A 23,681-nucleotide genomic window follows, 5' to 3' on the forward strand; every position below is an offset into this window, starting at 1 on the left:
CTGATGTTGTCGGTAAAAAGTTACTTGTATCACATTTTATCGTTCGGGGTGAGGGCCTCTGTCAACCGTTGCTCCAACTTTCTGCGCGTTTCTTGGTCGAGCGCGCGCCGCTCGCCGTCGGCCAGAATAAACAAATCCTCGACCCGCTCGCCGATGGTGGAAATGCGCGCGCCGTGCAGCGACAGCCCCAGGTCGGCGAACACTTCGCCCACCCGCGCCAGCAGGCCGGGTTGGTCGAGCGCCGTCAGCTCCAGGTAGCTGCGGCGATCGGTGTGGGTCGGCAGGAAGGTGACCTCGGTCGGCACGCTGAAGTGGCGCAGCTTGGAAGAGGGGCGGCGCACGCGCGGCGGCTGATACTCTCGTTGGGTGATGGCCTGCAGCAGCGCCTGACGGATCGCCGCGTGGCGATCCTGCGCCAGCGGGCTGCCGTCCGGTTCCAGCACGATAAAGGTGTCCATCGCCATACCGTCGCGGTTAGTGAAGATCTGTGCGTCGTGCACGCTCAGGTTGCGGCGATCCATCTCCCCGGCGACGGCGGCGAACAGATAAGGACGATCCGGGCTCCAGATGAAGATCTCGGTGCCGCCGCGCGTCGCCTGGCGGCTGACCAGCACCAGCGGCTGGGTGGAATCGTGGGCAAGCAGATGGCGGGCGTGCCAGGCCAGCTGATTTGGCGAGTGGCGCAGGAAATAGTCGGCGCGGCAGCGGCTCCAGATGCGGTGCAGCGCCTCTTCGTCGATGTTGTCCATGCGCAGCAGCGCCAGCGCCTGCAGGCGGTGGTGGCGCACGCGTTCGCGCAGATCCGGGCTGTTTTGCATGCCGCGGCGCAGCTGTTTCTCGGTGGCGAAATACAGTTCGCGCAACAGGCTCTGCTTCCAGCTGTTCCACAGGGTTTCGTTGGTGGCGCAGATATCCGCCACCGTCAGGCATACCAGGTAGCGCAGGCGAGTTTCGCTCTGCACTTCGCTGCTGAACTGCTGGATCACCGTCGGATCCTGGATATCGCGGCGCTGCGCGGTGACAGACATCAGCAGGTGGCAGCGCACCAGCCAGGCCACCAGTTGGGTTTCTCGCGAGTTGAGACCGTGCAGCTCGGCGAACTCGACCACGTCCTCCGCGCCGAGGATCGAGTGATCGCCGCCGCGCCCTTTGGCGATATCGTGGAACAAGGCCGCCAGCAGCAGCAGTTCCGGGTGCGGCAGGCGCGGATACAGCTCCACGCACAGCGGATGGCGCGGCCGGGTTTGCGCATCGGCGAAGCTCTCCAGCTTCTGCAGCACCCGGATAGTGTGCTCGTCGACGGTATAGGCGTGGAACAGATCGAACTGCATCTGCCCGACGATCTTGCCCCACTGCGGCATATAAGCCCACAGCACGCTGTGACGGTGCATCGGCACCAGCGCGCGCGACACCGCGCCGGGGTGGCGCAGGATGGCCATAAACAGATCGCGTGCTTCCGGGATGGTGCACAGCGGCTGTTTCAGGTGGCGGCGCGCGTGGCGCAGCTGGCGCACGGTGGTTGAGTAAATGCCTTTGATCTCGCGGTTGCGCACCATCAGGTAGAACATGCGCATGATGGCTTGCGGCTCGCGGATGAACAGCGTTTCGTCACGCAGATCGATCAGATCGCCGCGCAGCTGGAAATCGTCGTTCAGCGGACGCGGTTTTTCGGTGGCGTCCAGCGCCAGGATGGCCTCGTCGAACAGCTGCAGCAGCATGTGGTTCAGCTCGCTGACGCGCCGCGTCATGCGGTAGAAGTCTTTCATCATGCGCTCGACCGGCTCGTTGCCTTCACCTTCATAGCGCAGCAGCTGCGCCACGTTGAGCTGACGATCGAACAGCAGACGGTTGTCGTAACGCGGCAGCACCAGATGCAGCGCAAAGCGGATGCGCCACAGGAAGCTCTGACATTCGTTCAGTTCGTTGCGCTCGGCCTGGGTGAGGAAACCGAAGCCGACCATTTCGTCCAGCGAGGTGGCGCCGAAGTGGCGGCGCGCCACCCACAGCAGCGTGTGGATGTCGCGCAGGCCGCCGGGGCTGCTTTTGATATCCGGTTCCAGGTTATAGCTGGTGCCATGGTAGCGCTGGTGGCGTTCCTGCTGCTCGTTGATCTTGGCGTGGAAAAACTGCGGCGAAGGCCAAAAGCCGTCGCTGAAGATGTGTTTTTGCATCTGCAGGAACAGCGCGACGTCGCCGCAGATCATGCGCGATTCGATCAGGTTGGTGGCCACGGTCAGATCCGCCAGCCCTTCCAGCAGACACTCTTCCAGGGTGCGCACGCTGTGGCCCACCTCCAGCTTGAGATCCCACAGCAGGGTGATGAATTCGCCGACCCGCTGCGACTGCTGTTCCGTCAGCCGGCGCTGGCTGAGCACTAATACGTCGATGTCCGACAGCGGATGCAGCTCGCCGCGGCCGTAGCCGCCGACCGCCACCAGTGCGGTTTCCGGGATATCTTCGAAGCCGTAGAAGGTCCACAGCCGGCGCAGCAGGCGATCGATGAAGTCGCTGCGCGCCGCCACTAGGCTTTCGGCGCTGGAGCCGGCGTCGAACGCCGCCGCCAGCCACAGCTGAAACTGCTCCAGCCGCTGTTTCAGCACCAGGCAGGTGAGGTCGTCGTCGCCGTAGGCGCTGGGAGAGACGGGTGGCATCGGCACGGCCGGGGCCGCCTGTTGAAGAAGATTGTCAGACATAGTGCGCAGCCCATAAAAAAGGCCGGCATAAGCCGGCCTGGTGATATTCTGCACGCGGCGTTCGTCGCGGTGCTTACATCTCGTGCGTAATGATGTTGGGGATGGTGTCATCCTTGCGCAACGTCATTATTTCGCAGCCGTTATCAGTGACCACAATAGTATGCTCATACTGCGCCGACAAGCTGCGATCTTTGGTTTTTACCGTCCAGCCGTCTTTCATGGTGCGGATGCGGTAGTCGCCGGCGTTGACCATCGGTTCGATGGTGAAAGCCATGCCTGCCTGCAGCACTACACCACCGTCGTCCGCGTCATAGTGCAGCACCTGCGGCTCTTCGTGGAACACTTCGCCGATGCCGTGGCCGCAGTACTCGCGCACCACGGAGAACTTCTCGGCTTCGACGAATTGCTGAATAGCCTTGCCCAGGGTGCGCAGACGGATGCCCGGTTTGACCATCTTCAGCGCCAGATACAGGCTTTCCTGAGTGACGCGGCACAGGCGCTCGCCCAGAATGGTCGGTTTGCCGACGATGAACATCTTAGAGGTGTCGCCATGGAAACCGTCTTTAATCACGGTCACGTCGATATTGACGATGTCGCCGTCTTTCAGCGTTTTGTCGTCGCTCGGGATGCCGTGGCACACCACTTCGTTCACCGATATACACACGGATTTCGGGAAGCCGTGATAGCCGAGGCAGGCGGAAATGGCCTGCTGCTCGTTGGTGATGTACTCGTGACAGATACGGTCCAGCTCGCCGGTGGTCACGCCAGGTTTGACGTGCGGCTCGATGATCTCCAGCACTTCGGCGGCCAGGCGGCCGGCCACGCGCATTTTTTGGATGTCATCAGGTGTTTTAATTGAGATTGCCATGAAATTTGTCCGCAGGTGTCGTTATCGTCGACAATAAGAAGCAGTGACTTATGGTATCAGCCCGGCCGGAGGCTGCCAAATTTCATTTCCCGACGCCCGGCGAAAAGCAACAAAAGTTGGTGTCGGCAGCGGGTTTATGGTATAAAGCGCGCCGGCGATCCGCGACTTGGTTCTTGTGACCTGGCAGGAATTGGCCGAAAATACTTTAACTGCACTCATTTTGTGTAAATAACACACACGTATCGGCACATCCGCCGGGGTGCCCTGAGGTGACTTGTCGCCGCCAGGGTCGGCGTTATGGGATACGTGGAGGCATAACCCCAATTAATCTATAGAGGTTTAATCATGGCAACTGTTTCCATGCGCGACATGCTCAAGGCTGGTGTTCACTTTGGTCACCAGACCCGTTACTGGAACCCGAAAATGAAGCCTTTCATCTTCGGCGCTCGTAACAAGGTTCACATCATCAACCTGGAGCAGACCGTACCAATGTTCAACGCCGCTCTGGCTGAACTGAGCAAGATCTCTTCCCGTAAAGGCAAGATCCTGTTCGTTGGTACCAAACGCGCAGCAAGCGAAGCGGTAAAAGACGCTGCGAACAGCTGTGATCAGTTCTTCGTGAACCACCGCTGGTTGGGTGGCATGCTGACTAACTGGAAAACCGTTCGTCAGTCCATCAAGCGTTTGAAAGATCTGGAAATCCAGTCTCAAGACGGCACCCTGGACAAGCTGACCAAGAAAGAAGCGCTGATGCGCACTCGTGAACTGGCCAAGCTGGAAAACTCCCTGGGCGGTATCAAGGATATGGGCGGTCTGCCAGACGCACTGTTCGTTATCGATGCCGATCACGAGCACATCGCGATCAAAGAAGCCAACAACCTGGGTATCCCGGTATTCTCTATCGTTGATACCAACTCCAACCCAGACGGCGTTGACTTCATCATCCCTGGTAACGACGACGCAATCCGTGCAGTAAACCTGTACCTGACTGCTGTTGCTGCCGCTGTGCGTGAAGGTCGTTCTCAAGATCTGGCCGTTCAGGCGGAAGAAGGCTTCGTAGAAGCTGAATAATAAGGCAAGCTCGTCACTGAGCCCTTATTAACCAGGTATTGACATATGTTGGTTAGGGGGGCCTGTAAAGGCCCCCTTTGCTTATCTGAATGAGAACTGTCTCCACGCGAGATAACCGAGGAAAAATAAATGGCTGATATTACCGCTGCCCTGGTAAAAGAACTGCGCGAGCGTACCGGCGCTGGCATGATGGATTGCAAGAAGGCGCTGGTTGAATCCAACGGCGACATCGAACTGGCAATCGAAAACATGCGTAAGTCCGGTGCGATCAAAGCCGCTAAAAAAGCAGGCAACGTAGCTGCTGACGGCGTGATCAAAACCAAGATCGAAGGCAACTACGGCATCATTCTGGAAGTTAACTGCCAGACTGACTTCGTCGCGAAAGACGCCGGTTTCCAGGCGTTCGCCGACAAAGTGCTGGATGCCGCTATGGCCGGCAAAATCACTGACGTTGACGTGCTGAAAGCACAGTTCGAAGAAGAGCGCGTAGCGCTGGTGGCAAAAATCGGTGAAAACATCAACATTCGCCGCGTTGCTTCCCTGGAAGGCGACGTGCTGGGCAGCTACCTGCACGGCGCGCGTATCGGCGTTCTGGTTGCGGCTAAAGGCGCTGACGACGAGCTGGTCAAGCAAATCGCAATGCACATTGCGGCGAGCAAGCCAGAGTTCGTGAAGCCAGAAGACGTGTCTGCTGAAGTGGTAGAAAAAGAGTACCAGGTTCAGCTGGACATCGCCATGCAGTCAGGCAAGCCGAAAGAAATCGCAGAGAAAATGGTTGAAGGCCGCATGAAGAAATTCACCGGCGAAGTTTCTCTGACCGGTCAGCCTTTCGTTATGGATCCGAGCAAATCTGTTGCTCAGGTGCTGAAAGAGCACAACGCTGACGTGACCAACTTCATTCGCTTCGAAGTGGGCGAAGGCATCGAGAAAGTCGAAACCGACTTCGCTGCTGAAGTTGCCGCGATGAGCAAACAGTCTTAATGACTGTCGATGGAACCGCCGTCTGGCGGTTCCATACTATCCAGCCAGAATTACACCGGTGGCAGGCCCTGCAGCGTGATACTCACCTCAGGCGCGTTTCATCGGCTGAAATCCCCAATACTAATACTGCTTCTTAGGACAGAACACCATGGCAACCAATGCAAAACCCGTATATCAGCGTATTCTGCTTAAACTGAGTGGCGAAGCCCTGCAAGGTGCAGAAGGTTTTGGTATCGACGCCAGCGTTTTGGATCGCATGGCTCAGGAAGTGAAAGAGCTGGTCGAACTGGGAATTCAGGTCGGTGTAGTTATTGGCGGCGGGAACTTGTTCCGCGGCGCGGGCCTGGCGCAAGCCGGCATGAACCGCGTAGTGGGCGACCACATGGGAATGCTGGCTACCGTGATGAACGGCCTGGCTATGCGTGATGCACTGCACCGTGCCTATGTGAACGCCCGCCTGATGTCGGCGATCCCGCTGAACGGCGTGTGTGATAATTACAGCTGGGCAGAGGCGATCAGCCTGCTGCGCAACAACCGCGTGGTGATCTTCTCCGCCGGTACCGGCAACCCGTTCTTCACCACCGATTCCGCCGCTTGCCTGCGCGGTATCGAGATCGAAGCCGACGTGGTGCTGAAAGCCACCAAAGTGGATGGCGTATACTCCGCCGATCCGGTGAAAAACCCGGATGCGACGCTGTATGAACAATTAACCTATCAGGACGTGCTGGAGCGCGAGCTGAAAGTGATGGATCTGGCGGCGTTTACGCTGGCCCGCGATCACGGTCTGCCGATCCGCGTGTTCAACATGAACAAGCCTGGCGCACTGCGCCGCGTGGTGATGGGTGAGAACGAAGGTACGCTGATCAGCAAATAAGGCTGTTCGCCCCCCTTTTTCGGAGCGCGTGACGCCAGGCGCCGCGCGCTCTTCGAGTACGATTACGGGCTATACTTGAGTATCGCCTGCCAAGTAACCAGCTTCCAAGGGTTTGCAACGTGACTAATGAAATCAGAAAAGATGCTGATTCACGCATGGAAAAAAGCGTAGAAGCATTCAAAAACCAAATCAGCAAGATCCGCACCGGCCGCGCTTCTCCAAGCATTCTGGACGGCATCATGGTGGAATACTACGGCGCCGCTACGCCGCTGCGTCAGCTGGCCAACGTAACCGTAGAAGACTCCCGCACGCTGAAAATCAACGTGTTCGACCGCAGCCTGAGCCAGGCCGTTGAGAAAGCGATCATGAGCTCCGATCTGGGCCTCAACCCGTCTTCCGCCGGTTCTGACATTCGCGTTCCGCTGCCTCCGCTGACCGAAGAGCGTCGTAAGGATCTGATCAAGATCGTGCGCGGCGAAGCCGAGCAGGGTCGCGTAGCGGTGCGTAACGTGCGTCGTGACGCCAACGACAAGGTCAAGGCGCTGCTGAAAGACAAAGAGATCAGCGAAGACGAAGAACGTCGCTCACAAGACGAGATTCAGAAAATGACCGACGCTTACATCAAGCTGGTCGACGCCGCGCTGGCGGAGAAAGAAAAAGAGCTGATGGATTTCTAATCAGCATCGCGCAGAAAGAAAGCGTCGCCTGGGCGGCGCTTTGTTTTTTGTGGCGCAGATCCCGTTTCATCGTACTGAAAGATCATGGACAAGCGGTGTCCAAGGTTCCACACTGGAACACCTCCGATCTCATCAGACAGTTATTCAGAGTGAACTCATGAAGCAACTGACCATTCTTGGCTCGACCGGCTCGGTAGGGACCAGTACCCTGGCCGTGGTCAGGGCGAATCCCGACCGTTTTGCGATCAAAGCGCTGGTGGCCGGCCGTAACGTCGCGGTCATGGCGCAGCAATGCATGGAATTCCGGCCCGCCTTCGCCGCGATGGCGGATGAAAACGCTGCGCGCGAGCTGCGCGCTGTCCTGGCGGAAAACGGTGTCGTTACCGAAGTCTTGGCCGGAGAACAAGCGGCCTGCGAGCTGGCAGCGTTGGATGACGTCGATCAAGTGACGGCGGCCATCGTCGGCGCTGCGGGGCTGTTGCCGACGCTGGCGGCGATCCGCGCCGGCAAACAGGTACTGCTGGCCAACAAAGAATCGCTGGTCACCTGCGGCCGTCTGTTTATGGACGCGGTGCGGCAAAGCCAGGCGCAACTGCTGCCGCTCGACAGCGAGCACAACGCGATTTTTCAGAGTTTGCCTGAGAACATTCAGCGTCAGTTGGGATACTCTTCACTGGACAGTCATGGTGTTTCGCGCATCGTGCTTACCGGTTCCGGCGGCCCGTTCCGCGCCACGCCGTTGGAACAGTTCGCCGCGATGACGCCGGATCAAGCCTGCGCCCACCCGAACTGGTCGATGGGCCGCAAGATCTCGGTGGATTCCGCCACCATGATGAACAAAGGTCTGGAATACATTGAGGCCCGCTGGCTGTTTAACGCCTCGGCCGAGCAAATGGAAGTGATCCTGCACCCGCAGTCGGTGATTCACTCGATGGTGCGCTATGCCGACGGCAGCGTGCTGGCGCAGTTGGGGACGCCGGATATGCGTACGCCGATCGCCCACGCGATGGCGTATCCGCAGCGCGTGAACTCCGGCGTGGAAGCGCTGGACTTCTGCCGCATCGGTTCGCTGACCTTCGCCGAACCGGAACGCGAACGTTATCCTTGCCTGTACTTGGCGATCGAGGCGTTCGAGGCCGGTCAGGCGGCGACCACCGCGCTGAACGCGGCCAACGAAATCGCCGTGGCGGCATTTTTGCAGCAGCAGATCCGCTTTACCGACATTGCCGCGGTCAACCGCCAGGTGGTGGAACGTCTCGCGCTGCAGGAACCGACCTGCATCGACGCGGTCTTAGACATTGACCGTCAGGCGCGCGCCGCTGCCGAGGAGCGCGTTCGCGCGTTGTGCGGCTGATCACGGCGATTATCCGATTTTGCTCGTAATTCGCGCGTGCCGCAGCGGGGCCGTTTGTTCATGCCCCGCTGAGGTGGTATAGTCTGCGCCACCTGTCAGCGGTTATACCGTTGAATTATGGCCCGATTGGCGCTCTGTGCGCCAATGGCGGCCCGGCTGTGCCGGGTATCGCGAGGGCAGGCTGAAAGCCGTGTCGGGCACACGGCTTTTTTTGCGCGTAAGGGCCTGATGTTCCGGAAAGGCAGTTATATTTCTACTGAGGAAATAAGTACGAGTTATGTCGTCCGCAAACCAACAAGAGGCTAATCCATCTTCCCAGGGGCCGCGCCATGTCGCCATTATCATGGACGGTAACGGACGCTGGGCCAAACGTCAGGGCAAGTTACGTGTCTTCGGTCATAAAGCAGGGGTGAAATCGGTTCGCCGCGCGGTCAGTTTTGCCGCCAGCCACCATTTAGATGCACTCACGCTTTATGCCTTCAGCAGCGAAAACTGGAACCGTCCGGTGCAGGAAGTCTCCGCCCTGATGGAGCTTTTTGTCCGCGCTCTGGATAGTGAAGTAAAAAGCCTGCATAAACATAACGTCAGGCTGCGGGTGATCGGCGATATCAGCCGATTCAGCGCGCGTTTGCAGGAGCGGATCCGCCGCTCTGAAGCACTGACGGAAAATAACGATGGCCTGACGCTCAATATCGCTGCCAACTACGGTGGCCGTTGGGATATCATTCAGGGAGTAAGGGAACTGGCCGAACAGGTACGGGTAGGGGAGTTGCACCCGGATCAGATCAGCGAGGAATTATTGAGCGAGCGGGTTTGCATGAGCGACCTGGCGCCGGTGGATCTGGTTATCCGCACCGGTGGCGAGCATCGCATCAGTAACTTCCTGCTGTGGCAAATCGCCTATGCTGAACTTTACTTTACTGATGTGCTCTGGCCTGATTTCGATGAACTTGTCTTTGAAGGTGCGCTGAATGCATTTGCACAACGTGAGCGCCGCTTCGGGGGAACAACACCTATCGGCGCCGATGCGTCCTAGGGAGAACTTTTGCTGAAGTATCGCCTCATAACTGCTCTGATTTTAATCCCGATCGTTATCGCGGCGCTGTTCCTGTTGCCGCCGCTGGCCTTTGCTCTGGTAACGCTCGTCGTGTGCATGTTAGCAGCCTGGGAGTGGGGCCAATTGGCCGGTTTTACCTCCCGTTCGCAGCGCATCTGGTTGGCGATACTGTGCGGTTTTCTGCTGGCGTTGATGATGCTCAGCGTCCCCGCTTACCATCAATCCGTGCCGCAGATAAGCGGCTCGCTGTGGCTGTCGCTGGCCTGGTGGCTGGCGGCGTTGCTGCTGGTGTTGTTCTATCCCGGCTCGGCCTCTATCTGGCGCAATTCGCGCCCGCTGCGCCTGCTGTTCGGCTTGCTGACCATCGTGCCGTTCTTCTGGGGCATGCTGGCGCTGCGCCAGTTCGGCTACGAGCAAAATCCGTTTACCGGCGCCTGGTGGCTGCTGTACGTGATGCTGCTGGTGTGGGGCGCGGATTCCGGTGCCTACATGTTCGGCAAGCTGTTCGGCAAGCATAAACTGGCACCGAAGGTCTCGCCGGGTAAAACCTGGGAAGGGTTGATCGGCGGGCTGCTGACGTCGGCGGTCATTTCCTGGCTGTTCGGCCGCTACGCGCCACTGAACGTGGTGCCGACCACGCTGTTGGCCTGTTCGGTGCTCGCCGCGCTGGCTTCGGTGCTGGGCGATTTGACCGAAAGTATGTTCAAACGCGAAGCGGGCATCAAGGACAGCGGGCATTTGATTCCCGGTCACGGCGGCATACTGGATCGTATCGACAGCCTGACCGCGGCGGTGCCGGTGTTTGCCTGCCTGATGCTGTTGGTGTTTTAATCCGTCGATGACGGAAAGTGAGGGATGATGGTCAGCGTGCTTTGGAACCTGGTGGCGTTTCTAATTGCGCTCGGTATCTTGATTACCGTGCATGAGTTCGGACACTTTTGGGTTGCCCGTCGTTGCGGCGTGCGCGTTGAACGCTTTTCCATCGGCTTCGGCCGGGCGCTGTGGCGCCGTACCGATCGCCAGGGCACCGAGTACGTTATCGCTCTGATCCCGCTTGGCGGTTACGTGAAGATGCTGGACGAGCGCGTGGAGTCGGTGGCGCCGGAAATGCGCCATCAGGCCTTTAACAACAAAACCGTCTGGCAGCGCGCGGCCATCATCAGCGCCGGCCCCATCGCCAACTTCCTGTTTGCTATCCTTGCCTATTGGCTGGTGTTCATCATCGGCGTGCCGAGTTTCCGCCCGGTGATCGGCGAAATCGCGCCGCAATCCATCGCCGCCAAGGCCGAAATTTCGTCTGGCATGGAACTAAAGTCGGTTGACGGCATCGAAACGCCTGATTGGGAATCAGTTCGTCTGGCGCTGGTGGCGAAGATTGGCGATGCGCAAACCGAAGTCGGCGTCGCGCCGTTCGGCTCTTCGCAGGTGGTGACCAAAACCCTGGATTTGCGCCAGTGGAACTTTGAACCGGACAAGCAGGATCCCGTTGTCGCGCTGGGCATTATGCCGCGCGGCCCGCAGATCGAATCCGTGTTGGCGGAAGTGCAGCCTAACTCGGCGGCGCAAAAGGCGGGTTTACAAGCGGGGGACAGGATCGTTAAAGTCGATGGTCAGCCGTTGGGTCGTTGGCAGACGCTGGTGAAGCGTATCCACGATGGCCCGGGGCAGCCGCTGGCTTTGGAGATTGAAAGAAACGGCGCCCCCTTGTCTTTGACGCTGATACCGGATACAAAGCCGGTGGGAAAAGACAAATCGGTGGGGTTTGCAGGCATCATTCCAAAGGTGCTGCCGCTGCCGGAAGAGTATAAGACGATTCGCCAGTATGGACCGTTCCCGGCGCTGTATCAGGCCGGCGACAAGACCTGGCAGCTGATGCGGCTGACGGTCAACATGCTGGGCAAATTAATAACCGGTGATGTAAAGCTGAACAACCTGAGTGGCCCGATCTCGATTGCACAGGGAGCTGGGGCGTCAGCCGGAGTCGGATTCGTGTATTATCTGATGTTCCTGGCGTTGATTAGCGTCAACCTGGGGATCATCAACCTGTTCCCATTACCGGTGTTAGATGGTGGGCATCTCCTCTTCCTGGCGATAGAAAAGCTGAAGGGTGGGCCGGTTTCCGAGCGAGTACAGGACTACAGCTACCGCATAGGTTCGATCGTGCTGGTGTTGTTGATGGGTCTTGCACTTTTCAATGATTTTTCCCGCCTCTAGGGGCGGGGATAGGTTAGGAAGAACGCATAACAACGATGGCGATGAAAAAGTTGCTCATAGCGTCGCTGCTGTTTGGCAGCGCCACCGTATACGGTGCAGACGGGTTCGTAGTGAAAGACATTCATTTCGAAGGCCTGCAGCGAGTTGCCGTCGGTGCGGCGTTACTCAACATGCCGGTTCGCGTCGGCGATACCGTCACTGACGATGACATCAGTAATACCATTCGTGCCTTGTTTGCCACCGGCAACTTCGAGGACGTGCGCGTACTGCGCGATGGTAATACCTTGATCGTGCAGGTGAAGGAACGTCCTACCATCGCCAGCATCACTTTCTCCGGCAACAAGTCGGTGAAAGATGACATGCTCAAGCAGAACCTGGAAGCCTCCGGCGTCCGGGTGGGCGAGGCGCTCGACCGCACCACGATCTCCAGCATTGAAAAAGGGCTGGAAGACTTCTACTACAGCGTCGGTAAATACAGCGCCTCGGTGAAAGCCGTAGTCACGCCGTTGCCGCGCAACCGTGTCGACCTGAAACTGGTGTTCACGGAAGGGGTCTCCGCCAAGATTCAACAAATCAACATCGTCGGCAACCATGCTTTCACCAACGACGAACTGATCTCACGCTTCCAACTGCGTGACGAAGTGCCGTGGTGGAACCTGGTCGGCGACCGCAAATACCAGAAGCAGAAACTGGCGGGCGATCTCGAAACCCTGCGCAGCTTCTATCTGGATCGCGGCTATGCCCGCTTCAACATCGATTCTACCCAGGTGAGCCTGACGCCGGATAAAAAAGGCATCTACATCACCATCAACATCACCGAAGGCGAGCAGTACAAGCTTTCCGATGTTGTCGTGAATGGCAACCTGGCCGGCCACTCGGCGGAAGTCGCTCAGATCACCAAAATTGAGCCAGGCGAGCTGTACAACGGCAGCAAGGTGACCAAAATGGAAGACAACATCAAAACGATGTTGGGCCGTTATGGTTACGCCTACCCGCGCGTCGGCACTCAGCCTGAGATCAACGACGCGGATAAAACCGTCAAGCTGCACGTCAACGTTGACGCGGGCAACCGCTTCTACGTGCGTCGCATCAAGTTCGAAGGTAACGACACCAGCAAGGATTCCGTACTGCGTCGCGAAATGCGCCAGATGGAAGGCGCCTGGCTCGGCAACGAGCAGGTCGAGCAGGGTAAAGAGCGTCTGAACCGTCTGGGCTATTTCGAAACGGTTGACGTGGAAACCCAGCGCGTGCCGGGCACCGCCGATCAGGTCGACGTGACCTATAAGGTGAAAGAACGCAACACTGGTACCTTTAACTTCGGCGTCGGTTACGGCACCGAGAGCGGCGTCAGCTTCCAGGCCGGCGTGCAGCAGGATAACTGGTTGGGTACCGGCTACTCGGTCGGCATCAGCGGCACCAAGAACGACTACCAGACCTATACCGAACTGTCGGTCACCAACCCGTACTTCACCGTTGACGGTGTGAGCCTGGGCGGCCGCATCTTCTACAACGACTTTAAGGCGGATGACGCGGATCTGTCGGACTATACCAACAAGAGTTACGGTATCGACGGCACGCTGGGCTTCCCGATCAACGAAAACAACTCGTTGCGCACCGGCCTGGGCTACGTCCACAACGGTCTGTCGAACATGCAGCCGCAGATCGCCATGTGGCGTTACCTCGACTCGATGGGCGTGGATGCGAACAAGACCGACCGCGCCAGCTACTCGACGGACGACTTTACGCTGAACCTGGGCTGGACCTATAACAACCTGGACCGCGGCTACTTCCCGACCTCGGGTAACCGTACCACGTTGAACGGCAAGGTCACCATTCCGGGCTCGGACAACGAATACTACAAGGTGACGCTGGACAGCGTACAGTACGTGCCGATCAACGACGACCGCACCTGGGTGCTGTTGGGTCGCGGCCGTCTGGGTTACGCGGATGGGCTGGGCGGCAAGGAAATGCCGTTCTATGAGAACTTCTATGCCGGTGGTTCGAGCACCGTGCGCGGCTTCCAGTCCAACACCATTGGTCCGAAGGCGGTGTACTACAACTCCAACTCGTACCAGTGTCAGTTCAACGCCGGCAGCACGACCGATCGTCAGAGCATCTGTAGCTCGGATGACGCGGTAGGCGGTAACGCCATGGCGGTCGCCAGCCTGGAGCTGATCACCCCGACGCCGTTCATCAGCGAGAAATACGCCAACTCGGTGCGGACGTCGCTGTTCATCGATGCCGGTACCGTGTGGGACACCAAGTGGAAGAATACCAACGAAACGCTGATGTACGGCGTGCCGGACTACAGCAAAGCCAGTAATATTCGTTCTTCCGCCGGTATCGCGCTGCAGTGGATGTCGCCACTGGGGCCGTTGGTGTTCTCTTACGCCAACCCGATCAAGAAATACGAAGGCGACAAGTCCGAACAGTTCCAGTTTAACATCGGTAAGACCTGGTAACGGGTCTCGCCTCTGGGCATAACAGTTATTAAGAATCGCAATGGCCAGGCGCCCGCCGGCAGAGGGAGATGATTCTCATTGTTTGGTGGGACAAGTCTGGCAAATTGTGTACTTCAGTGTCATATGACACAAATGGGTGATGGTAAGGAGTTTATAGTGAAAAAGTGGTTGTGTGCCGCAGGCCTCGGTTTAGCAATGGCTGCTTCAGCTGGCGTTCAGGCAGCAGATAAGATCGCTGTCGTTAACGTCTCCAGCATTTTCCAACAGCTGCCGGCCCGCGAAACGGTCGCTAAACAGCTGGAAAACGAGTTTAAAGGCCGTGCAAGCGAACTCCAGAACATGGAACGTAGCCTGCAGACCAAAATGCAGCGTCTGCAGCGTGACGGCGCTACCATGAAAGCCAGCGATCGCAGCAAGTTGGAAAAAGACGTGATGGCGCAGCGCGAGCAGTTCTCTCAGAAAGCGCAGGCTTTCGAGCAGGACAACCGTCGTCGCCAGATGGAAGAGCGTAACAAGATCCTGAGCCGCATTCAGGACGCGGTGAAATCTGTCGCCAGCAAAGGCGGTTATGACGTGGTGATCGACGCCAACGCCGTTGCCTATGCAGACTCTTCCAAAGATATCACTGCTGACGTGCTGAAACAGGTTAAATAACACATGCTTTCAATTCGACTGGCTGATTTAGCGCAGCAGTTGGATGCACAATTGCACGGTGATGGCGATCTCGTCATCACCGGCATTGCTTCTATGCATTCGGCACAGCCTGGCCAAATCACGTTTTTGTCAAACAGCCGCTATCAAGAGCAGCTGTCTTCCTGCCAGGCAAGCGCCGTGGTGCTTACCGAAGCGGATTTACCACACTGCCGTGCTGCGGCGCTGGTGGTTAAGAACCCTTACCTGACCTATGCGCGCATGGCGCAGCTGATGGACACCACACCGTCGCCGGCCCAGGATATCGCGCCAAGCGCGGTGATCTCACCTGAAGCGCAGCTGGGGCAGAACGTCGCCATTGGGGCGAACGCGGTGATCGAGTCGGGTGCGGTGCTTGGCGATAACGTGGTTATCGGCCCGGGCTGCTTCATCGGCAAACACGCACGCATCGGCGCGGGAACGCGTCTGTGGGCGAACGTCACGATTTATCATGCGGTCGAAATCGGCCAGCGTTGCCTGATCCAGTCGGGCACCGTGATCGGCGCAGACGGTTTCGGCTATGCGAATGAGCGCGGCGAGTGGATCAAAATCCCTCAGTTGGGCACGGTGATTATCGGCGATCGCGTCGAAATCGGCGCTTGCACCACCATTGACCGCGGCGCTTTGGATAACACCCAAATCGGGAATGGTGTTATCATCGACAACCAATGCCAGATTGCACATAACGTCGTGATTGGCGACAATACCGCCGTCGCCGGCGGTGTGATCATGGCCGGCAGCCTGAAAATCGGCCGCTACTGCCAGATTGGCGGTGCCAGCGTGATCAACGGTCACATGGAAATTGCCGACAAGGTGGTTGTCACCGGAATGGGAATGGTTATGCGACCAATCACCGAACCTGGGGTATACTCTTCGGGCATTCCGTTGCAGCCTAACAAGGTTTGGCGTAAAACCGCTGCGTTGGTGATGAATATCGATGAGATCAGCAAACGCTTGAAAGCTGTCGAACGTAAAGTCGGAAAAGACTAATCATTGCCGCCCGCCCTGGCGGGTACAAAACGAAACGCGTTGGTCGTGAGACCAAAAGCGCAAAGAGATGTTAATTTGCGGCCTGCATGATGATCTCCTTTTGGGGTCAGCGCAGGCCGTGTTGTTGATGCCATCAGTTTTTAGAGACAGGAAGAGTATTTTGACTACTGACACTCATACTCTGGATATTGCAGAAATTTTGGATCTGCTTCCTCACCGTTACCCGTTCTTGCTGGTCGACCGCGTCCTCGAGTTTGAAGAGCACAAATATCTGCGTGCGGTGAAGAACGTATCGGTGAACGAACCGTTTTTCCAGGGCCACTTCCCTGGCAAACCGATTTTCCCAGGCGTATTGATCCTGGAAGCCATGGCGCAGGCCACCGGTATCCTGGCGTTTAAAAGCGTCGGTAAACTGGAGCCGGGCGAGCTGTATTACTTCGCCGGTATCGACGAAGCACGCTTCAAGCGCCCTGTGGTGCCAGGCGATCAGATGGTCATGGAAGTCACCTTCGAGAAAACTCGCCGCGGTCTGACTCGCTTCAAAGGCGTGGCGACCGTTGACGGTAAAATTGTCTGCGAAGCAACCATGATGTGTGCCCGCAGCCGGGAGGCTTAATCCGTGATTGACCAAACCGCCTTTATCCATCCTAGCGCGATAGTCGAAGAGGGCGCCGTGATCGGCGCCAACGTGCATATCGGCCCTTTCTGCTACGTCGGCTCCCAGGTGGAAATCGGCGCCGGCACGGTGCTGAAATCCCACGTGGTGGTGAACGGCATTACCAAGATTGGCTGCGATAACCAGATTTATCAGTTCGCTTCCATCGGTGAAGTGAACCAGGATCTGAAATACGCAGGCGAACCGACGCGCGTTGAAGTGGGCGATCGCAACCGCATCCGCGAAAGCGTCACCATTCACCGCGGCACCGCGCAGGGCACCGGCCTGACCAAAGTGGGCAACGATAACCTGCTGATGGTCAACGTGCACGTTGCTCACGACTGTGTGGTCGGCAATTCTTGCGTGTTGGCCAACAATGCCACGCTGGCGGGGCATGTGGAAATCGACGATCACGCCATCATTGGCGGCATGACGGCGATCCATCAGTTCTGCATTATCGGCGCGCATGTGATGGTAGGCGGTTGTTCCGGCGTCGCTCAGGACGTGCCTCCTTTCGTCATCGCGCAGGGCAACCACGCGACGCCGTTCGGCGTCAACGCGGTCGGCCTGAAGCGTCGCGGTTTTGATAAGGATGAAATGCAGGCGATCCGCAACGCCTACAAAATCCTGTATCGCAGTGAAAAAACGCTGGATGAAGCGAAGGCGGAAATCGAAGCCCTGGCCAAAGAGCAGCCGGTGGTGCAGCAGTACCTCGATTTCTTCACCCGTTCCACCCGCGGCATCATTCGCTGAGCTATGTCGAATCGTCCATTGACTATCGGACTGGTCGCCGGAGAAACCTCCGGTGACATTCTCGGCGCCGGTTTGATCCGCGCGCTCAAGGCGCAGATCCCCGACGCGCGTTTCGTTGGCGTCGCCGGTCCGCTAATGCAGGCCGAAGGCTGCGAAGCCTGGTACGAAATGGAAGAGCTGGCGGTCATGGGCGTGGTGGAAGTGCTCGAGCGCTTGCCACGCCTGTTGAAGATCCGCAAGGATCTCACTCGCCGCTTCGGTGAGCTGCGGCCGGACGTGTTTGTCGGCATCGACGCGCCGGACTTCAACATCACGCTGGAAGGCCGCCTCAAGCAGCGCGGCATTCGCACCATCCACTACGTCAGCCCGTCCGTGTGGGCCTGGCGGCAAAAGCGCGTTTTCAAAATTGGCAAAGCCACCGATTTGGTGCTGGCCTTTCTCCCTTTCGAAAAAGCGTTTTACGATCGTTTCAACGTCCCTTGCCGGTTTATCGGCCACACCATGGCGGACGCCATGCCGCTGCAGCCCGATCGGTTGGCGGCGCGCGCTCAGCTTGGCATCGCTCCGCAGGCGCGCTGTTTGGCTTTGCTGCCGGGCAGCCGCGGCGCCGAAGTCGAGATGCTGAGCGCCGACTTCCTCAAAACCGCGCAGCTGCTGCGCACGCGTTATCCCGAGCTGGAAGTGGTGGTGCCGCTGGTTAACGCCAAACGGCGCGAGCAGTTTGAGCGCATCAAGGCCGAGGTTGCGCCGGATCTGACGGTACATCTGCTGAACGGCCAGGGGCGCGAGGCGATGATCGCTAGCGACGCGGCGCTGCTGGCGTCCGGCACGGCGGCGCTGGAGTGCATGCTGGCCAAGTGCCCGATGGTGGTGGGCTATCGCATGAAGCCGTTCACTTTCTGGCTGGCGCAGAAGCTGGTGAAAACGCCTTACGTTTCGCTGCCGAATCTGTTGGCGGGGCGCGAGATTGTCACCGAGCTGCTGCAGCATGACTGCGTGCCGGACAAACTGGCCGCCGCCGTGATGCCACTGTTGGAAGAGAGCCCGGAAACCGACGCGCTGAAACAAACTTTCCTTACCTTGCACCAAAGCATTCGTTGCGGTGCGGACGAACAGGCCGCTCAGGCTGTGTTGGAGCTGGCGAAAGCATGATTGAACCCTTTATCTATCCCGCTGCCACGCTGATTGCCGGTGTGGACGAAGTGGGCCGCGGCCCGTTGGTCGGCGCGGTGGTCACCGCTGCCGTGATCCTCGATCCGGCGCAGCCGATCGTCGGTCTGGCGGACTCCAAGAAACTCAGTGAAAAACGCCGCCTGGCGCTGTATGACGAAATCGTCGCCAAGGCGCTCTCCTGGAGCCTGGGGCGCGCCGAACCGGCGGAAATCGACCAGCTGAATATTTTGCACGCCACCATGTTGGCGATGCAGCGCGCGGTGGCCGGGTTGCATATCGCGCCGGACATGGTTTTAATCGACGGTAACCGTTGCCCGAACCTGCCGATGCGTTCGCAGGCGGTGGTGAAGGGCGACAGCCGTGTGGCGGAGATCAGCGCGGCGTCCATTCTGGCGAAGGTCACGCGCGATCGCGAAATGGCCGAGCTGGACAGCGAGTTCCCGGACTACGGTTTCGCGCAGCATAAAGGCTACCCGACCGCCCTCCACTTGGAGCGGCTGGCTGCGTTGGGCGCCACCGAGCATCATCGCCGCAGCTTCGCGCCGGTGAAAAGAGCGCTGGCGCTGTAGTCTGCGGGCCTGACCGGGCTCGACGATAGCATTAACCCGGGCTCAGCCTGCTGAGCCCCTTCAATCAGGTATCTGGAGATGGCCGAACCTCGTTTTATTCACCTGCGCGTCCACAGTGACTACTCCATGATTGATGGATTGGCCAAGACGGCGCCGCTGGTGAAAAGAGCCGCCGCGTTAGCCATGCCTGCTCTGGCAATCACTGATTTCACCAACCTCTGCGGGCTGGTGAAGTTCTACGGCAGCGCGCACGGCGCCGGGATCAAACCGATCATCGGCGCGGATTTCCATGTGCAAAGCGATGAGCTGGGCGACGAACTGGCTCAGCTGACGGTGCTGGCCAGCAACAACGAAGGCTACCAGAACCTGACGCTGCTGATTTCCCGCGCCTATCAGCGTGGCTACGGCGCCGCCGGCCCGACCATTGATCGCGACTGGCTGATTGAACATCGCGAAGGGCTGATCCTGCTTTCCGGCGCGCGTCAGGGCGACGTCGGCAAGTTCCTGCTGCGCGGCAACCAGGCGCAGGTGGATCAGTGTCTGGATTTCTACCAGCAATATTTCCCCGACTGCTACTACCTGGAGTTGATCCGCACCGGCCGCCCGGACGAAGAGAACTATCTGCATGCGGCGGTGGCGCTGGCCACCGAGCGCGGTTTGCCTGTGGTGGCCACTAACGACGTGCGTTTCCTGGTGGAAGATGACTTCGACGCTCATGAGATCCGCGTCGCCATCCACGACGGCTTTACGCTGGACGATCCCAAGCGGCCGCGCAACTACAGCCCGCAACAATACATGCGCAGCGAAGACGAGATGTGCGAGCTGTTCGCCGACATCCCGGAAGCGCTGCTGAACAGCGTCGAAATCGCCAAACGCTGTAACGTCACCATTCGCCTCGGCGAGTACTTCCTGCCGCAGTTCCCGACCGGCGATATGAGCACCGAGGACTTCCTGGTACTCAAATCGAAAGAGGGGCTGGAAGAGCGCCTCGAGTTCCTGTTCCCCGATCCTGAAGTGCGCGCGCAGCGCCGCCCGGAATACGACGAGCGTCTGGACGTCGAGCTGAAAGTGATCAACCAGATGGGGTTCCCCGGCTACTTCCTGATCGTGATGGAATTTATCCAGTGGTCAAAGGATAACAACGTGCCGGTGGGCCCAGGGCGAGGCTCCGGTGCCGGCTCGCTGGTGGCCTATGCGTTGAAAATCACCGACCTCGATCCGCTGGAATTCGACCTGCTGTTCGAACGCTTCCTGAACCCGGAACGTGTCTCGATGCCCGACTTCGACGTCGACTTCTGCATGGAGAAGCGCGATCAGGTAATCGAGCACGTGGCGGAGATGTACGGCCGCGAAGCGGTATCGCAGATCATCACCTTCGGCACCATGGCGGCGAAAGCGGTTATCCGCGACGTAGGCCGCGTGTTGGGGCACCCGTACGGGTTCGTCGATCGCATCTCCAAACTGGTGCCGCCGGATCCGGGCATGACGCTGGAGAAAGCCTTCGCCGCCGAACCGCAGCTGCCGGAGATTTACGAGGCCGACGAAGAGGTCAAGGCGCTGATCGACATGGCGCGCAAGCTGGAAGGGGTGACGCGCAACGCCGGTAAACACGCCGGTGGCGTGGTGATCGCGCCGACCAAGATCACCGACTTCGCGCCGCTGTACTGCGACGCCGAAGGGCACCATCCGGTGACCCAGTTCGACAAGAACGACGTGGAATATGCCGGGCTGGTGAAGTTCGACTTCCTCGGCCTGCGCACCCTGACCATCATCGACTGGGCGCTGGAAATGATCAACGCCCGGCGCGCCAAGACCGGGCTGGAACCGATCGACATCGCCGCCATTCCGCTCGACGACAAGAAAAGCTTCGACATGCTGCAGCGCTCGGAAACCACGGCGGTGTTCCAGCTTGAATCGCGCGGCATGAAAGATTTGATCAAACGCCTGAAGCCCGACTGCTTCGAAGACATGATCGCACTGGTGGCGCTGTTCCGTCCGGGGCCGCTGCAGTCAGGGATGGTGGATAACTTCATCGACCGCAAGCATGGCCGCGAAGAGATCTCCTACCCGGACATTCAGTGGCAGCACGAGTCGCTCAAGCCGGTGCTGGAACCGACCTACGGCATCATCCTGTATCAGGAACAGGTGATGCAGATTGCCCAGGTGTTGGCCGGCTACACCTTGGGTGGCGCGGATATGCTGCGTCGTGCGATGGGTAAAAAGAACCCGGTCGAAATGGCCAAGCAGCGCGGCGGCTTTGAAGACGGCGCGAAATCGCGCGGCATCGACGGTGAACTGTCGGTGAAAATCTTCGACCTGGTGGAGAAATTCGCCGGTTACGGCTTCAACAAATCGCACTCCGCCGCCTATGCGCTGGTGTCGTATCAGACGTTGTGGCTGAAGGCGCACTATCCGGCCGAGTTTATGGCGGCGGTCATGACCGCCGATATGGACAACACCGACAAAGTGGTGGGGCTGGTGGACGAATGTTGGCGCATGGGGCTGAAGATCCTGCCGCCGGACATCAACAGTGGCCTGTATCACTTCCACGTCAACGACGACGGCGAGATCGTTTATGGCATCGGCGCGATCAAGGGCGTGGGGGAAGGGCCGATCGAGGCCATTATCGAGGCGCGCAACAGCGGCGAACAAGGTTACTTCAAAGACCTGTTCGACCTGTGCGCGCGCTCTGACATCAAGAAACTGAACCGCCGCATTCTGGAAAAACTGATCATGTCCGGGGCGTTCGATCGCCTTGGGCCGCACCGCGCTGCGCTGATGAATTCGCTCGGCGACGCGTTGAAAGCGGCGGATCAGCATGCGAAAGCCGAAGCTATTGGCCAGGTGGATATGTTTGGCGTGCTGGCGGAAGCGCCGGAGCAGGTGGAGCAATCCTACGCCAATATCGCGCCCTGGCCGGAGCAGGTGGTGCTGGACGGTGAACGGGAGACGCTGGGGCTGTACCTGACTGGTCACCCGATCACCCAGTACCTGAAGGAAATCGAACGTTACGCCGGTGGCCAGCGTTTGAAAGACATGCACCCGACGGATCGGGGCAAAATGACTACCGCCGTCGGGTTGGTGGTCGCCGCGCGGGTCATGGTGACCAAGCGCGGCAACCGTATCGGCATTTGCACGCTGGATGACCGTTCGGGCCGTCTGGAAGTGATGCTATTCACCGAAGCGCTAGAAAAATACCAGCATTTGTTGGAAAAAGACCGTATCCTTATCGCCAGTGGACAGGTCAGCTTTGATGACTTTAGCGGCGGGCTTAAAATGATGGCCCGCGAGGTAATGGACATCAGTGAAGCCCGGGAAAAATACGCTCGCGGGCTTGCTATCTCGCTGACTGACAGGCAAATTGATGACCAGCTTTTGAACCGTCTCCGTCAGTCGTTGGAACCCCATCGCTCGGGGACGATTCCAGTGCATCTCTACTATCAACGGGAAGATGCACGAGCCAAGCTGCGTTTTGGCGCAACCTGGCGCGTGACGCCCACCGACCGCTTGTTGATCGATTTGCGGACGTTGGTAGGCAATGAGCAGGTGGACTTGGAATTTGACTAAAATAGGAATGCTATGAGTCTGAATTTTCTTGATTTTGAACAGCCGATTGCAGAGCTGGAAGCGAAAATTGACTCGCTGACTGCAGTCAGCCGTCAAGACGAAAAATTAGATATTAATCTGGACGAAGAGGTTCAGCGCCTGCGTGAAAAGAGCGTTGAGCTGACGCGCAAGATTTTTGCCGATCTTGGGGCCTGGCAGATTGCCCAATTGGCACGCCACCCGCGCCGTCCTTATACCCTGGATTATATCAAACACATCTTTACCGACTTCGAAGAGTTGGCGGGCGATCGCGCTTACGCTGACGACAAAGCGATCGTCGGTGGCATTGCGCGCCTGGATGGCCGCCCGGTGATGATCATCGGGCACCAGAAAGGCCGTGAAACCAAAGAGAAGATCCGCCGCAACTTCGGCATGCCGGCGCCGGAAGGTTACCGTAAGGCGCTGCGCCTGATGGAAATGGCCGCACGCTTCAAGATGCCGCTCATCACCTTTATCGATACTCCGGGCGCTTATCCGGGCGTGGGTGCGGAAGAACGCGGCCAGTCAGAAGCCATCGCGCGCAACCTGCGTGAGATGTCGCGTCTGAACATCCCGGTCATCTGCACCGTCATCGGCGAAGGTGGCTCCGGCGGCGCGCTGGCGATCGGCGTGGGCGATAAGGTGAACATGCTGCAGTACAGCACCTACTCGGTGATTTCGCCGGAAGGCTGTGCCTCCATCCTGTGGAAGAGTGCCGACAAGGCGCCGCTGGCCGCAGAAGCGATGGGCATTACCGCACCGCGTCTGAAAGAGTTGAAGCTGATCGATTCGGTGATCCCGGAGCCGCTGGGTTCCGCGCACCGCGACGTGCCGGCGATGGCTGCCGCGCTGAAAGCGCAGCTGCTGGCCGATCTGAAAGATCTGGATGGTCTGAACGACGAAGAGTTGCTCAACCGTCGCTACCAGCGTCTGATGAACTACGGCTACTGCTGAGTTCTGTTCTTCGCTGCAAGAAACCGCCTCCGGGCGGTTTTTTTTTGGCTACACACCGCCG

General features: G+C 58.6%; 19 protein-coding genes. 17 read left to right on the forward strand and 2 right to left on the reverse strand.

Features of this window, described 5'->3' with window-relative positions; all coding sequences use genetic code 11:
• Positions 1-29: 29 nt before the first annotated feature.
• Both glnD and map read right to left on the reverse strand, forming a co-directional pair.
• Positions 30-2,693, reverse strand: a complete 2,664-nt coding sequence (gene glnD, locus RE418_RS11100; RefSeq protein WP_043139899.1) for a bifunctional uridylyltransferase/uridylyl-removing protein GlnD — start codon at positions 2,691-2,693, stop codon at positions 30-32.
• Positions 2,694-2,766: 73 nt separating this feature from the next.
• Positions 2,767-3,561 (reverse strand): type I methionyl aminopeptidase, encoded by a 795-nt coding sequence (gene map / locus RE418_RS11105; protein ID WP_004931936.1) that lies wholly within the window; start codon positions 3,559-3,561, stop codon positions 2,767-2,769.
• A 345-nt stretch (positions 3,562-3,906) separates the two neighbouring features.
• Between map and rpsB the strand changes: the two genes are divergently transcribed.
• The 17 genes from rpsB (at position 3,907) to accA (ending at position 23,620) form a co-directional block, all read left to right on the forward strand.
• Positions 3,907-4,632 (forward strand): 30S ribosomal protein S2, encoded by a 726-nt coding sequence (gene rpsB, locus RE418_RS11110; protein ID WP_016929891.1) that lies wholly within the window; start codon positions 3,907-3,909, stop codon positions 4,630-4,632.
• A 129-nt stretch (positions 4,633-4,761) separates the two neighbouring features.
• The gene (tsf, locus tag RE418_RS11115) at positions 4,762-5,613 is read left to right on the forward strand and encodes a translation elongation factor Ts (RefSeq protein ID WP_025304037.1); all 852 of its coding nucleotides are present in this window, start codon (positions 4,762-4,764) and stop codon (positions 5,611-5,613) included.
• A 148-nt stretch (positions 5,614-5,761) separates the two neighbouring features.
• Positions 5,762-6,487 carry a UMP kinase gene (gene pyrH, locus RE418_RS11120; protein WP_004931940.1) on the forward strand — a complete coding sequence of 242 codons (726 nt, stop codon included), beginning with the start codon at positions 5,762-5,764 and terminating at the stop codon, positions 6,485-6,487.
• Between the two features lie 119 nt (positions 6,488-6,606).
• Positions 6,607-7,164 (forward strand): ribosome recycling factor, encoded by a 558-nt coding sequence (gene frr, locus RE418_RS11125; protein ID WP_004931943.1) that lies wholly within the window; start codon positions 6,607-6,609, stop codon positions 7,162-7,164.
• A gap of 157 nt (positions 7,165-7,321) precedes the next feature.
• Positions 7,322-8,518 (forward strand): 1-deoxy-D-xylulose-5-phosphate reductoisomerase, encoded by a 1,197-nt coding sequence (gene ispC / locus RE418_RS11130; RefSeq protein WP_043139901.1) that lies wholly within the window; start codon positions 7,322-7,324, stop codon positions 8,516-8,518.
• 277 nt (positions 8,519-8,795) lie between these two features.
• A complete protein-coding gene (ispU, locus tag RE418_RS11135; protein WP_025304035.1) occupies positions 8,796-9,554 on the forward strand; it encodes a (2E,6E)-farnesyl-diphosphate-specific ditrans,polycis-undecaprenyl-diphosphate synthase in 759 nt (252 codons plus the stop codon).
• Positions 9,555-9,563: 9 nt separating this feature from the next.
• The gene (gene cdsA / locus RE418_RS11140; protein WP_043139905.1) at positions 9,564-10,406 is read left to right on the forward strand and encodes a phosphatidate cytidylyltransferase; all 843 of its coding nucleotides are present in this window, start codon (positions 9,564-9,566) and stop codon (positions 10,404-10,406) included.
• A gap of 27 nt (positions 10,407-10,433) precedes the next feature.
• The gene (gene rseP, locus RE418_RS11145; RefSeq protein WP_025304033.1) at positions 10,434-11,789 is read left to right on the forward strand and encodes a sigma E protease regulator RseP; all 1,356 of its coding nucleotides are present in this window, start codon (positions 10,434-10,436) and stop codon (positions 11,787-11,789) included.
• A gap of 35 nt (positions 11,790-11,824) precedes the next feature.
• Positions 11,825-14,251, forward strand: a complete 2,427-nt coding sequence (bamA, locus tag RE418_RS11150; RefSeq protein ID WP_033639522.1) for an outer membrane protein assembly factor BamA — start codon at positions 11,825-11,827, stop codon at positions 14,249-14,251.
• A 156-nt stretch (positions 14,252-14,407) separates the two neighbouring features.
• Positions 14,408-14,905 carry a molecular chaperone Skp gene (skp, locus tag RE418_RS11155; RefSeq protein WP_025304031.1) on the forward strand — a complete coding sequence of 166 codons (498 nt, stop codon included), beginning with the start codon at positions 14,408-14,410 and terminating at the stop codon, positions 14,903-14,905.
• A 3-nt stretch (positions 14,906-14,908) separates the two neighbouring features.
• Positions 14,909-15,931: a UDP-3-O-(3-hydroxymyristoyl)glucosamine N-acyltransferase gene (gene lpxD, locus RE418_RS11160; protein ID WP_025304030.1), complete on the forward strand. Its 1,023-nt coding sequence runs from the start codon at positions 14,909-14,911 to the stop codon at positions 15,929-15,931.
• A gap of 160 nt (positions 15,932-16,091) precedes the next feature.
• Complete coding sequence (fabZ, locus tag RE418_RS11165; RefSeq protein ID WP_004931962.1) at positions 16,092-16,547, forward strand: 3-hydroxyacyl-ACP dehydratase FabZ; 456 nt, start codon at positions 16,092-16,094, stop codon at positions 16,545-16,547.
• Positions 16,548-16,550: 3 nt separating this feature from the next.
• Positions 16,551-17,339, forward strand: coding sequence for an acyl-ACP--UDP-N-acetylglucosamine O-acyltransferase (lpxA, locus tag RE418_RS11170; protein WP_025304029.1), 789 nt, complete (start codon positions 16,551-16,553; stop codon positions 17,337-17,339).
• A 3-nt stretch (positions 17,340-17,342) separates the two neighbouring features.
• On the forward strand, positions 17,343-18,491 hold the full coding sequence (gene lpxB / locus RE418_RS11175; RefSeq protein ID WP_004931967.1) for a lipid-A-disaccharide synthase: 1,149 nt from the start codon (positions 17,343-17,345) through the stop codon (positions 18,489-18,491).
• Positions 18,488-19,081, forward strand: coding sequence for a ribonuclease HII (gene rnhB / locus RE418_RS11180; protein WP_025304028.1), 594 nt, complete (start codon positions 18,488-18,490; stop codon positions 19,079-19,081). Before lpxB ends, rnhB begins: the two co-directional genes overlap by 4 nt.
• 78 nt (positions 19,082-19,159) lie before the next feature.
• Entirely contained in the window at positions 19,160-22,648 is a 3,489-nt protein-coding gene (gene dnaE, locus RE418_RS11185; RefSeq protein WP_025304027.1) for a DNA polymerase III subunit alpha, read from the forward strand.
• A 12-nt stretch (positions 22,649-22,660) separates the two neighbouring features.
• Positions 22,661-23,620 carry an acetyl-CoA carboxylase carboxyl transferase subunit alpha gene (gene accA, locus RE418_RS11190; protein WP_019455765.1) on the forward strand — a complete coding sequence of 320 codons (960 nt, stop codon included), beginning with the start codon at positions 22,661-22,663 and terminating at the stop codon, positions 23,618-23,620.
• The last annotated feature ends 61 nt before the right edge of the window (positions 23,621-23,681 follow it).

This window comes from Serratia sp. szju, from assembly GCF_044594185.1.
Taxonomy (GTDB): Bacteria; Pseudomonadota; Gammaproteobacteria; order Enterobacterales; family Enterobacteriaceae; genus Serratia; species Serratia bockelmannii.

Coding starts and splice junctions, on each gene's coding strand:
- glnD (WP_043139899.1), bottom strand. CDS start 2,693: ATGTCTGACAATCTTCTTCAACAGGCGGCCCCGGCCGTGCCGATGCCA.
- map (WP_004931936.1), bottom strand. CDS start 3,561: ATGGCAATCTCAATTAAAACACCTGATGACATCCAAAAAATGCGCGTG.
- rpsB (WP_016929891.1), top strand. CDS start 3,907: ATGGCAACTGTTTCCATGCGCGACATGCTCAAGGCTGGTGTTCACTTT.
- tsf (WP_025304037.1), top strand. CDS start 4,762: ATGGCTGATATTACCGCTGCCCTGGTAAAAGAACTGCGCGAGCGTACC.
- pyrH (WP_004931940.1), top strand. CDS start 5,762: ATGGCAACCAATGCAAAACCCGTATATCAGCGTATTCTGCTTAAACTG.
- ispC (WP_043139901.1), top strand. CDS start 7,322: ATGAAGCAACTGACCATTCTTGGCTCGACCGGCTCGGTAGGGACCAGT.
- ispU (WP_025304035.1), top strand. CDS start 8,796: ATGTCGTCCGCAAACCAACAAGAGGCTAATCCATCTTCCCAGGGGCCG.
- rseP (WP_025304033.1), top strand. CDS start 10,434: ATGGTCAGCGTGCTTTGGAACCTGGTGGCGTTTCTAATTGCGCTCGGT.
- bamA (WP_033639522.1), top strand. CDS start 11,825: ATGGCGATGAAAAAGTTGCTCATAGCGTCGCTGCTGTTTGGCAGCGCC.
- lpxD (WP_025304030.1), top strand. CDS start 14,909: ATGCTTTCAATTCGACTGGCTGATTTAGCGCAGCAGTTGGATGCACAA.
- lpxB (WP_004931967.1), top strand. CDS start 17,343: ATGTCGAATCGTCCATTGACTATCGGACTGGTCGCCGGAGAAACCTCC.
- rnhB (WP_025304028.1), top strand. CDS start 18,488: ATGATTGAACCCTTTATCTATCCCGCTGCCACGCTGATTGCCGGTGTG.
- dnaE (WP_025304027.1), top strand. CDS start 19,160: ATGGCCGAACCTCGTTTTATTCACCTGCGCGTCCACAGTGACTACTCC.
- accA (WP_019455765.1), top strand. CDS start 22,661: ATGAGTCTGAATTTTCTTGATTTTGAACAGCCGATTGCAGAGCTGGAA.